The organism is Micromonospora sp. S4605, from assembly GCF_003176715.1.
In the GTDB taxonomy this organism is placed as follows: Bacteria; Actinomycetota; Actinomycetes; order Mycobacteriales; family Micromonosporaceae; genus Micromonospora; species Micromonospora echinaurantiaca.
This window is the reverse complement of the sequence record NZ_QGSW01000319.1, coordinates 1-11154: the sequence shown is the minus strand read 5'-3', so window position 1 is coordinate 11154 and position 11154 is coordinate 1. Positions and strand designations below refer to the sequence as shown.

Annotated in this window: 10 protein-coding genes; 2 read left to right on the top strand and 8 right to left on the bottom strand. The window is 74.2% G+C overall.

Features of this window, described 5'->3' with window-relative positions; all coding sequences use genetic code 11:
• Nucleotides 1-133: 133 nt before the first annotated feature.
• The 3 genes from DLJ47_RS28355 to DLJ47_RS28345 are packed head-to-tail and all read right to left on the bottom strand — an operon-like array spanning nt 134 to nt 4795.
• On the bottom strand, nt 134-2716 hold the full coding sequence (locus DLJ47_RS28355) for a bifunctional acetate--CoA ligase family protein/GNAT family N-acetyltransferase (RefSeq protein WP_446723609.1): 2583 nt from the start codon (nt 2714-2716) through the stop codon (nt 134-136).
• Nucleotides 2709-3890 carry an acetoin utilization protein AcuC gene (locus tag DLJ47_RS28350; protein ID WP_109904483.1) on the bottom strand — a complete coding sequence of 394 codons (1182 nt, stop codon included), beginning with the start codon at nt 3888-3890 and terminating at the stop codon, nt 2709-2711. Before DLJ47_RS28350 ends, DLJ47_RS28355 begins: the two co-directional genes overlap by 8 nt.
• Before the next feature lie 47 nt (nt 3891-3937).
• Nucleotides 3938-4795 carry a sulfurtransferase gene (locus DLJ47_RS28345; RefSeq protein ID WP_109904481.1) on the bottom strand — a complete coding sequence of 286 codons (858 nt, stop codon included), beginning with the start codon at nt 4793-4795 and terminating at the stop codon, nt 3938-3940.
• Between the two features lie 173 nt (nt 4796-4968).
• Here DLJ47_RS28345 and DLJ47_RS28340 point away from each other — a divergent pair, with 173 nt between their 5' ends.
• Nucleotides 4969-5658, top strand: coding sequence for a metal-dependent transcriptional regulator (locus DLJ47_RS28340; RefSeq protein WP_109904479.1), 690 nt, complete (start codon nt 4969-4971; stop codon nt 5656-5658).
• Nucleotides 5659-5767: 109 nt separating this feature from the next.
• On the opposite strand, the gene DLJ47_RS28335 is transcribed toward DLJ47_RS28340, so the two are convergent.
• The 5 genes from DLJ47_RS28335 to DLJ47_RS28315 form a co-directional block, all read right to left on the bottom strand.
• The gene (locus tag DLJ47_RS28335; protein WP_109904489.1) at nt 5768-6316 is read right to left on the bottom strand and encodes a hypothetical protein; all 549 of its coding nucleotides are present in this window, start codon (nt 6314-6316) and stop codon (nt 5768-5770) included.
• Nucleotides 6317-6390: 74 nt separating this feature from the next.
• Nucleotides 6391-6633, bottom strand: a complete 243-nt coding sequence (locus DLJ47_RS28330) for a DUF5522 domain-containing protein (RefSeq protein WP_109904477.1) — start codon at nt 6631-6633, stop codon at nt 6391-6393.
• 50 nt (nt 6634-6683) lie between these two features.
• Nucleotides 6684-7634: an asparaginase gene (locus DLJ47_RS28325; protein ID WP_446723610.1), complete on the bottom strand. Its 951-nt coding sequence runs from the start codon at nt 7632-7634 to the stop codon at nt 6684-6686.
• A gap of 242 nt (nt 7635-7876) precedes the next feature.
• On the bottom strand, nt 7877-8986 hold the full coding sequence (locus DLJ47_RS28320; protein WP_233258062.1) for a hypothetical protein: 1110 nt from the start codon (nt 8984-8986) through the stop codon (nt 7877-7879).
• 183 nt (nt 8987-9169) lie between these two features.
• Complete coding sequence (locus tag DLJ47_RS28315; RefSeq protein WP_109904473.1) at nt 9170-9628, bottom strand: DUF4259 domain-containing protein; 459 nt, start codon at nt 9626-9628, stop codon at nt 9170-9172.
• A 42-nt stretch (nt 9629-9670) separates the two neighbouring features.
• On the opposite strand from DLJ47_RS28315, the gene DLJ47_RS28310 reads away from it, so the two are divergent.
• Nucleotides 9671-11002, top strand: coding sequence for an IS701 family transposase (locus DLJ47_RS28310; protein WP_446723608.1), 1332 nt, complete (start codon nt 9671-9673; stop codon nt 11000-11002).
• Nucleotides 11003-11154: the final 152 nt, after the last annotated feature.

Genomic DNA, 11154 nt, shown 5'->3' with positions numbered 1-11154 from the left:
CCGGTTGATGGCCGCGCGCCTAGCCGGTGAGGACGTCGAGCCGCAAGGCCCGATCGAGACCGAGGCAGCCCGACGCCTCGACGACGAACTCAACCAGAAGTAGCCACCCGGTTACCCAACACTTTCTGAGGCGTTACAGCCGGCGCGGGCCGGTGTCCGGCCGGTCGGCCGCGGCGCCGGTGCGCACGGTGGCGTGCAGCACCGAGAGGCCGTCCGGCCGGACCAGCACCGGGTTCAACGTGAGCGATCGCACCCGGGGCTGCTCGTCGGCGAGCCGGCCGACCCGCAGCAGCAGCTCGGCCAGGGCCGCCCGGTCCACCGGCGCGGCGCCCCGGTGGCCGCGCAGCAGCGGCGCCGCACGCGGCTCGTCGACCAGCTCGGCGGCGTCCCGGTCGGTCAGCGGGACGGCCCGCCAGGCCCGGTCGCCGAGCAGCTCGGTCGCGACACCGCCGAGCCCGAAGCCGACCACCGGCCCGAAGGCCGGGTCCTCCACCAGCTCGACCACGCAGGCCACGCCGGGCGGGACCATCGGCTGGACCAGCACGTCCGCGCCGAAGACCGGGGACATCTCGGCGTACGCGCGGCGCAGCGTGGCCGTGTCGGGCAGATCGAGCCGGACCGCGCCGAGGTCGAGCCGGTGCCGCAGCCCGGGGGCGGCCGCCTTCAGCGCCACCGGGTAGCCGAGCCGGTCGGCCGCGGCGACCGCCTCGTCGGCCGAGCGCGCGGGCACCGACTCCACCACGTCGATGCCGTACGCGGCGAGCAGTCCGGCCGGGTCGGTGGCCTCCGGGCGCAGTGCCGCCTGCGCCGCCGCCCGGTCGACGCCGGGCAGCTCCGGAAGCGTCCCGGGTGGGCGGCGCAGCCAGTCGGCGTACGCGGTGACCCGGGCCAGGGCGCGGACCGCCTCCTCCACGCTCGGGTACGCCGGCACCCCGGCCGGCGCCCGGCCGACCAGGAACGTGGCCACGATCGGCTTGCCGGCCGCGAGCGCGTCCGGCAGCGCGGCGGAGAAGTCCGCCTCGGCGTCGGGGAGCTGGCCCGGCAGCGGCGGGGCGAAGACCACGACGAGGGCGTCCACCCGGTCGTCCGCGGCGGTCTCGGCCAGCGCGGCGGCGAACTCGGCCGCCCCGGCGCGCGGGCCGACGTCCCGCACGCCGCCGGCGGCGACGGTCAGCCCCTGGGCGGCGCAGGCGGTGGCGGCCAGCCCGGTCAGCGCCGAGGAGTTGCCGACCACGCCGACCCGCCGGCCGGCCGGCAGCGGTTGGTTGGCCAGCAGCACCCCGACGTCGAGCAGCTCGGCCACGGTGTCCACCCGGATCACGCCGGACTGGGCGAACAGCGCGCTCACCGCGACCTGGTCCGGCCCGACGGCGTCGCCGACGCCGGGCGGGCGGGCCGGCGAGGCGAGCGCCACCACCGGCTTGTCCCGGCCGATCCGGCGGGCCAGCCGGGCGAACTTGCGCGGATTGCCGAACGTCTCCAGGTACAGCATGATCACGTCGGTGCCCGGGTCGTCCTGCCAGTACTGCAGCAGGTCGTTGCCGGAGACGTCGGCCCGGTTGCCGGCGGAGACGAAGCTGGACAGCCCCAACCCGCGCCGGTCCGCCTCGGCCAGCAGGGCCACCCCGAACGCGCCGGACTGGCTGAAGATGCCCACCCGGCCGGGCACCGGCAGCCGCGGCGCGAGGGTGGCGTTGAGGCGTACCGCCGGGTCGGTGTTGGCGACGCCGAGGCAGTTCGGGCCGACCACCCGCATCCCGGCGGCGTGCGCGGCGCGGACCAGGGCCCGCTGCGCGGCGGCTCCCTCCCGGCCGGCCTCGGCGAAGCCGGCGGAGATCACCACCAGGCCGTGCACCCCGGCGGCGGCCGCGTCCGCGACCACCGCCTCGGCCGCCGGCGGCGGCACCGCGACCACGGCCAGGTCCACCGGCAGGCCGGCCGCGGCCGCCGACGGGTACGCGGGCAGCCCGGCGACCGTCGCCGCGCTCGGGTGCACCGGCACCACCGGCCCGGTGAAACCGAAGTCGCGCAGGTGCCCCAGCACCGCCGCGCCCACGCCCTGCCCGGTGGCGCTGGCGCCGTAGACCGCCACCCCACGGGGGGCGAGCAGCCGGGCGATGGACCGGGCCTCGGTGCGGTGCTCCCGGCCCCGCTGCACCTCCAGCGTCGCCTCGGTGGGCGCGATCGGGAAGCTCAGGTGCACCACGCCGTCGGCGAACTCGCGCTGCACCTGGTAGCCGAAGTCGGCGAAGACCCGCAGCATCGCGCCGTTGGCCGGCAGCACCTCGGCGACGAAGTTGACGATGCCGACCCGGCGGGCGGCGTCGGCCAGGTGCTCCAGCAGCACCGAGCCGATCCCCCGGCCCTGGTAGGCGTCCTCGACCACGAAGGCCACCTCGGCCTCGGGCGCCGCCGGGCCGAGCCGCTCGTAGCGCCCGACAGCGACGATCCGCTCGCCCGCCAGCACCACGAACGCCTCCCGGTCGCGGTGGTCGACGTTGACGAAGCGCTGCAGGTCGCGTTCCGGGATCCGCGGGTACGGCGAGAAGTAGCGCAGGTAGCGGGTGCGCTCGGAGAACCGGGAGTGCATCGCCACGATGCCCGGGGCGTCCGCCGGCCGGATCTGTCGCAGCTGGACGGTGGTGCCGTCGCTGAGCAGCACGTCCACCGGTTGCGGCGCGGTCGCCACCGGCCCGGCGGTGACCGGTTCAGTCACGGGGGTCGTGCGGGTCGAGCCCGAACAGCGGGAAGACCGCCTTGCGGGTGGCCGCGATGGCCCGGTCCACCGCGGTCGGTTCGCCGGTCGGCTGCCACGGCTCGTACGCCGGGTCGACGTCGTCGGTCATCCGCAGCGGCACCTGGTGGCCGGGCCGGCGCGCGGCGGCCAGTTCCCGCCAGGCCGGCGGGGTGAGCGTGGCCGGGGCGACCGGCTCGCCGGTGGCGACCGCCAGCAGGTGCGTCCACGCCCGGGGCACCACCTCGACCAGCGCGTACCCGCCGCCGCCGGTGGCCACCCAGCGGCCGTCGCAGAGCTCGTCGGCGAGCGCCCGCAGGGCCAGGTAGGTGGCGCGCTGCCCGTCCACGGACAGGTGCAGGTCGGCCAGCGGGTCGAGCCGGTGCCCGTCCGCGCCGCACTGGGTGACCAGCAACTGCGGCCGGAACGCGCGCAGCACGGAGGGCACGATCGCGTGGAACGCGCGCTGCCAGGCGGCGTCGCCGACGCCCGGCGGCAACGGCACGTTGACAGCGGTGCCCACCGCCTCCGGGCCGCCGGTCTCGTCCGGGAACCCGGTGCCGGGGAAGAGCGCGAGCGGGGTCTCGTGCAGGCTGACCGTGAGCACCCGCGGGTCGTCCCAGAAGATCTGCTGCACCCCGTCGCCGTGGTGCACGTCCACGTCCACGTAGGCGATCCGCTGGGCGCCCAGGTCGAGCAGGCGGGCGATGGCCACCGCCGGGTCGTTGTAGACGCAGAAGCCGGCGGCCCGGGCCGGCATCGCGTGGTGCAGGCCACCGGCCACGTTGACCGCGCGGCGGGCGTCGCCCCGCCAGACCGCCTCGGCGGCGGCGACGCTGGCGCCGGCGACCAGCGCGCTGGATTCGTGCATTCCCGGGAAGACCGGATTGTCCGAGGTGCCCAGCCCGAAGCCGGCGAAGAGCGGGTCGCTCGGGGCGGTGCGCACCGCGTCCAGGTAGCGCGGGTCGTGCACCCGGGTCAGCAGCGCCTCGTCGGCCGGCTCCGGCTTGACCAGCCGCACCCCCGGTCGTTGCAGGATGCCGAGTTCGCGGGCGAGCGCCATGGTCAGCTCGACCCGGACCGGGTCCAGCGGATGGTCACCCATGTCATAGGCGAGCAGCGACTCGTCCCACACCACCACTGTCTCGTCGGACATGGGCTCATCGTCGCACGAGCACCGGGTGACCTCCCCGCACGCGCTGCTCACGCGTCGGGTGTCGCTCCGGTGGCCACCGGTCGGGCCGGGTCGGCGACCCAGTTGCTCCACGAGCCGACGTAGAGCGCCGCGTCCGGCCGGCCGGCCAGGTGCAGGGCGAGCACCGCCTGGGCGGCGGTCACCCCCGAGCCGCAGTACGCCCCGACCGGGCGGTCCGCGCCCACCCCCGCCGCGGCGAACCGGTCGCGCAGCGCGTCGACGGCCGGGAACCGCCCGTCCGGGCCGACGTACTCCGCCGCCGGCAGGTTGGCCGCGCCCGGCACGTGCCCGGCCACCGGGTCGATCGGCTCCGTCTCGCCCCGGTAGCGGGGCGCGGTCCGCACGTCCAGCAGCACGCCGTCGCCGGCGGCGAGCCGGGCCGCCGCGCCCGCGTCCAGCACCGGCAGCTCGCCCGGGCGGACGGTGACGTCGCCGGGGCGGGGGGCGGGCGCCTCGGTCGAGGTGGGCAGCCCGGCCGCCAGCCAGGCCGGGAAGCCGCCGTGCAGCAGCCGCACCTCGCGGTGGCCGGCCCAGCGCAGCGTCCACCAGGCCCGCGCGGCGGCCATGCCGTCGCCGCCGTCGTACACCACCACGGGGTGACCAGCGCGAACGCCGGCGGCCCGCAGCGCCGCCTGCAACGCGGCCGGGTCGGGCAGCGGGTGCCGGCCGGCGGCGCCGGGCGGCCCGCAGAGGTCGGTGTCCAGGTCGACGAAGACCGCGCCGGGCAGGTGACCGGCCGCGTAGTCGTTCCGGCCGGGCGGGCCGGCGAGCCGCCAGCGGACGTCGAGCACGGTGGGCGGGTCGGCGCGGTCGAGCTCGACGGCGAGCCGGTCGGGTTCGACCAGAAGATCATCGGTACCGGACATGGCGTCCAGTCAACACCATCCGGGCCGGCACCACCGGTTCGGCGGCGGTCAATCGTCGGACGTCCGAGGTAGCATCGATCACCGGAGGGCCGCTGACGATATGAAATCTCACGACCTGGTCGACAGGACCGAGCGCGGGATCACCGCCGCCACCGTGAGGGATTGGTGACGCTGTGAAGTCGCACGACCTAGTTGACACGACCGAGATGTACCTGCGCACCATCCTCGAGCTCGAGGAGGAGGGCGTGCCGCCGCTGCGCGCCCGGATCGCCGAACGGCTGCGGCAGAGCGGGCCCACCGTCAGCCAGACCGTCGCCCGGATGGAGCGCGACGGCCTGCTCACGGTCGAGGGCGACCGGCACCTGGCGCTCACCGCCCAGGGCCGGGCCACCGCGGTCTCGGTGATGCGCAAGCACCGGCTGGCCGAGCTGTTGCTCGTCAACGTGATCGGCATGCCCTACGAGGAGGCCCACGAGGAGGCCTGCCGGTGGGAGCACGTGATGAGCGACGCGGTCGAGAAGCGGGTCTACGACCTGCTCAACCGGCCCACCCGCTCGCCGTACGGCAACCCCATTCCGGGGCTGGAGGAGCTGGGCTCCCCCGAGCCGGAGGCCGTCGACGTGGCCGAGGGTGAGCGCAACCTGGCGTTCCCCGGGCTGTCCGGGCCGGTGGTGGTGCGGCGGATCTGCGAGAGCGTGCAGACCAACTCCGACGTGCTGCGCCAGCTGCACGCCGCCGGCGTCGATCCGGGCGCCCGGGTGACCGTGGCGCAGGAGCGCGACGGGGTCTCCATCGACCGCGACGGCGGCCGGATCCGGCTGCCCCGCGAGGTCGCCTCGCGGGTCTTCGTGGCGGCCGGCTGACCGGTCCGCTCCCCGGCTGACCGCCCCCGGTGGCCGCCGCCGGCCGGCGGTTCGGTCCGACCGGCCGGGAACCCGGGGTGGTGGCGGCGGGCGAGGCCGCCCGGCGCGCTCAGAGGGCGCCGGTGTCGACCTTCTTGGCCAGCTCGACCAGCCCGGTGACGAGGTCGTCGACCGCTCCTCGGTCAGTGCCCTTCGGGCTGGTCCAGTGCAGCGTGGCCAGCCGTCCCCCGCCGGCCAGCCAGCCCACCTCGGCCACCGGGCCGTGACCGCCGGCCGCAGCGCCGATCCGCCGGTACGCCTTCTTGCCGAGGCCGGTGACCTTGGTCGCCTTCGCCGGCACCACGTCCTCGGTGAACGTGGTGGTGTCGATCGACGTCTCGGTGACGGTCAGGGTGAGCTCGGGCAGGCTCGCCGTTCCGGAGCGCACCACGCAGGTGTGGGCGTCGCCGCGCGCGCTGGCCGCCGCCACGTCGAAGCGCACCTGGGCGTGCTCCTCGATCACCGCGAAGTCGAGCAGCCGGCACGCACCGCCGGACGAGGCCGCCGGCACGTCGATCGAGACCGGCGCCGGCGGCGGCACCGCCACCGGTTCGGCCTCCGCGGCGCAGCCCGCCGCCAACAGCACTGCCACGCCGGCGACCACGCTCCGCCCGTGCACGATCACTCCTCCGCTGGTCCACCCGACGTGTCCGCCGGACACCGTACGGGTTCGCCCCGGCTGGACGGAAGACCTCAATCGGTGACGTACGGGCAGTGCCGACAGCCGCGGCCGCAGCAGGTACCCCTACGGGCCAGGAAGCCCGCGGTGAGCACGAAGAGTCCGGTGGCCGGATCGAGGTAGCCGGCGTCCCCGGCGGCCAGCGCGGCGGCGTGCGCGGCGAGGATCCGGTCCCGGTCGGGATGCTCGGGCGGCAACCGGGACGGGTGCGGCTCGGTCAGCGGCCGATCCGCCAACGGTCGTCGCTCTCCGGTCACCGGGGCAGTCTAGGGAGCCGACTCAGCCGCGCCGGAGCAGGGCGCGGCGCTCAGCCGTGCCGGGCCAGGGCGGCGGCGATCTCGTCCCGGCTCGCGTCCGCCGCGAGCAGCAGGCGGAGCAGCACCGTGGCCTTGTACGGGTCGAGCAGCCCGCCGTCCAGCAGCCCGCGCCGGCGCAGGTCGGTCTCCGAACCGACCGCGCCGTAGGTGTTCCGCAGCACCGATCCGGCGCCGGAGCGGGAGGTGAGCACCACCGGGATCCGGTCGGCCAGGGCGCCGAGCACCGGGGCCAGCGTGGCCGGGACGTGCCCCACCCCGAAGCCGGCGACGACCAGTCCGTGGTGGGTGTCGGCGACCCGGTCGAGGAGCAGCCCGTCGTCGTCCAGGGTCACCGTGTGCAGGGCGACCCGGGTGTCGTCCAGCCGGGCCGGGTCGACCGGCGGCAGCGGCGCCGGCCGCTCCGGTCGCACGAGCACGCGTACCCGCCCCTCGAAGACGTGCCCGAGCGGGCCGGTGTTCGGCGAGGCGAAGGTGGCGGTGCTGGTGCTGTGCGTCTTGCGTACCCAGCGGGCGGCGTGGACCTCGTCGTTGAAGGCGACCAGCACGCCCAGGCCCCGGGCCGCCGGCGCGGCCGCCACCCGGGCCGCGGCCAGCAGGTTCGCCGGGCCGTCCGGGCCGGCCAGGGTCGGGTTGCGCATCGCGCCGGTGAACACCAGCGGCGCGTCGTGCGGCCAGACCAGGTCGGCCAGGAACGCCGACTCCTCCAGCGTGTCCGTGCCCTGGGTGACCACCACGCCGGTGGCGCCCGCGGTCACCGCCCGGCCGGCGGCGTCGACCACGTCGAGCAGGTGGCGGTACGTCAGGTGGGCGCTGGGCACCGCGAGGGCGTCCCGCACGTCCAGCGGCGCGTCGAGGTCGCCGAGCCCGGGCACGGCGGCGGTGAGGTCCGCGCCGGTCAACCGGGCGACCACTCCCGGCCGGCCCGGATCGTGCCCGGCCATCGCGATCGTGCCGCCGAGGGTGAACAGGGCGATGGACACCTGCCGGACCTCCCGTCTGCGCCGCGGCGCGGCCCGCCGACCGTACCGGCCGGGCCGGAATCGGCTGACACCGGGCGGGGCACGCCGGCAGGCTGGCCGGCTGCCCTGCCGCCCGGGTCGAGACCGACCCCGCCTCCGGGGCCGTACGACGGCCGCCTGCCGCGACCGGGTGGTCGCGGCAGGCGGGGTGACCGTCGGACGGGTCAGCTGACGGTCCGCGGCTGCGTGGAGAGCAGCACCTGGGTCCAGCCGGACGCGTCGACCGGGTCGCTCAGGTGGTACTGGACGTCGCTGCCGTTCAGGTCGTACGGGTTGACGTCGTGGTAGTGGTACATGCCGCCGGAGGAGGTCCGGCCGAAGTAGATGCCGCCGCCCGGCGACATCAGGTGGGTGAAGCCCCAGCCGTCGGGGTCCAGCGTCGCCGGGTCCCAGTCGCCCGGGCCGTTGATCCGGTAGGACCGGAGGGTGCCCGTGCTGGTGGTGCCCAGGATCCAGTTGGTCCCGGTCGCGGTGAGGGTGTTCAGCGTGAAGCCGCTGCCGATCAGGGTGTTGCTGTTGATCGTCACGGAGTGGGTGCCGACGGTGACGCCGTAGCGGCGCAGCTGGCCGTCCGCGATGCCGAACAGGTTGCCGGCCCCGTCGTAGGCGAGCAGGTCGCTGGTCCAGCCCTTCGCGCCGATCTCGACGGGGGCGTCGAAGGTGAGCGACTCGTTGTTGGTGCGGACGTCGACCCGGTAGAGCTTGCCGGCGGTGGAGGTGACCAGGATCGTGTTGAAGTTCATCGTGGCCATGGCCTTCGGCGTGAACCCGAGGGTGGCGGTGGAGATGACCGGCCCGAAGGTGCGGTCGCCGGTACCGGCGTCGATCACCGAGTAGGTCATCCGGCCGTCCGGCAGCACGCCGTAGACCGAGGCGTTCCCGGCCACGTGATCCGCCGACCACCAGCTCGTGCGCTTCTGCGCGCCGGCCCAGCTGAAGCTGAAGTGGATGTGGTCGGTGTGCGGGTTGGAGCCGCTGTAGGTCTGCCAGCCGGCCGACGGCTCGTACGCCTTCCAGATCTTGTTGTTCCAGATGATGTACATCATGCCGAGCCGGCGGGCCATCGCGTGCCGGTTGCCGTACGAATCGGTGGCGAGCAGCCAGTTGAGCAGATCGGTGGCGTCGGCCCGCTGACCGGCGTCGTAGTAGTTGAAGTGGTAGTCGAGGGCCCGGCCCTCCTTGTGTTCACTTGTCCCGCCGCTGCCACAGTCGCGGCCGATGCCCCAGGTGTGCGAGCCGTAGGTCGCGTTGACCAGGTCCTTGAAACCGACCACGCCCGGCTTGGCGGTGGGGTCGCAGGTGTCCTGACCGTCGTAGGCGGCGTAGCCGTCGATCCGGGAACTGAAGGAGGGGGTGCTGGGCGCGGCCAGGGCCGCCGTCGGTGCGGCGACGACGGTCGCCGCTAGTACGGCAGCCGCCGTTCGCGATCTTCGGTCGACCTGGTGTGTCTGAGGTCTTTACGAGTTCGCTGCTTGGAGGATGGCGGTGAGACCGTCGATGGTTTGCTGCGCCTCGGCCTGGTCGGTCTCGGTCGTCCATCCTTGATGCCAGGGCCCGCCGGGTCCGGCCACGAAGTGCAGCGCTTGGAGCGCGGACGTGGCAAGGTCCGGCACTGGCTCGGGCAGAGTCACTGCGCTCGGTTCGTCGGACACTTGCGTGAGGCGGTGCTGTAGGTGCTCGCCGCCGGGAAGGGTAGCGGCCACGAGGGCTGCCGCCGCGACTACTTGGTCGGGGAAGTACTCCCGCCAGAGGAGGTCGCGGTTGGCAAGGACGTAGCCGAGCATGTGCCGTAGTACCTCGGCGCGTTCTTGTGGCAGTCGCTCGGCGAGTTCGTCAAGGAAGTCCAGTGCGCCGTCACTGCTGAACGGTCCGGTTCCAAACGTGCCCACATCGCCCTCGCCTCGATTGACGGCCACCGCCGATCATCAACGGTTGTGGACCTAACTGAAGATCGTGCGGTGGCCGCGCGCCACAGCGTAAACCCTGACCGGTGGCAGCGGATTCTGGCCGGGGTACTCGACTCGTTCGCAGGCCGGTTCGGGCGGGTGGAGCCTCGTCGCACGGCGGCGGCGTTCGTGACGGGCCTGCTGTCCGATCTTGAGATGAAGACGTGCTGGCAGCTGGCGGAGCAGGCTGGACACGCCCGGCCGGATGCGATGCAGCGGCTGCTATTCCGGGCGGTGTGGGACGCCGACGCTGTCCGTGACGACCTGCGGCAGTTGATCGCCGACCGGTTCGGTGACCCGGACGCGGTCCTGATCCCGGACGAGACCGGCGATCTGAAGAAGGGCGTGCACACGGTTGGAGTGCAGCGGCAGTACACCGGCACCGCGGGGCGGATCGAGAACAGCCAGGTCGGGGTGTTCCTCGCCTACGCCAGCGAGCACGGCCACACCTTGATCGACCGGCGGGTCTACCTGCCGGTGTCGTGGACCGACGACCGCGATCGGTGTCGGGCCGCCGCAGTGCCCGACGACGTGGAGTTCGCCACGCGGTCCGAGCTGGCAGCCGACATGCTCACCGCGGCCCTGGACGCGGGGGTGCCGGCGGGGTGGGTCGCCGCGGACGAGGCCTACGGCAACAGCAGTGTCTTCCGCGCCCACGTGCGCGAACACGGGCTCGGCTACGTCCTCGCGGTGTCCCGCAGCCACCTGATCCCACTCGACGGCGGCAAGACCCGAGTCCGCGCTGACCAGGTCGCCGCCGACCTACCCAACTCGGCGTGGCAACGCCGCAGCGCCGGCGCCGGATCCAAGGGCCCACGCTTCTACGACTGGGCCTGGCTCGATGACGTGTGCACCGACGCAGACCCCGACGACGGCGGCCGGCACAGCCTCCTGATCCGCCGCAACAGCACCACCGGCGAGTTGGCCTTCTACCGCTGCTGGGCCCCACGCCCAGCAACACTCGCCCAACTCGTCCGGGTCGCCGGCATCCGGTGGACCGTCGAAGAGAGCTTCCAGACCGCCAAAAGCCAGGTCGGTCTGGACCAGCACCAGGTCCGCCGCTGGGACTCCTGGCACCGCTTCACCATCCTCGCCCTCGCAGCTCTCGCCGTCCTGGCGATCTGCGCCGCCGACGCCACGACCCACGAGACCGACGCCCCCACCGACAGCGGCTTGATCAGGCTGACCGTCAACGAGATCCGCCGTCTGATCAACACCTGCATCATTCGCCCGATCAACGACCTCACCCACCGTTTCCACTGGTCACAGTGGCGGCGACGTCACCAAGCCCGAGCCCGACAATCCCACTACACACGCCGGCTCAACCTCGAACTACAACAGTGATCACGAACGGCGGCTGCCGTACTAGTAGTGCTTTGTTAGGTCGTTGTGGCGTGTCGCTTGTATGAGCCTTGCGGTGGTGTTTGGCTGCCGCGGTGGATGAGCGGGAACTCGCTCGGGTACGCGGGCAGTTGGAAGACTTCGCGGCCGGGATC

Coding starts and splice junctions, on each gene's coding strand:
- DLJ47_RS28350 (WP_109904483.1), bottom strand. CDS start 3,890: ATGTCCGACGAGACAGTGGTGGTGTGGGACGAGTCGCTGCTCGCCTAT.
- DLJ47_RS28345 (WP_109904481.1), bottom strand. CDS start 4,795: ATGTCCGGTACCGATGATCTTCTGGTCGAACCCGACCGGCTCGCCGTC.
- DLJ47_RS28325 (WP_446723610.1), bottom strand. CDS start 7,634: ATGGCCGGGCACGATCCGGGCCGGCCGGGAGTGGTCGCCCGGTTGACC.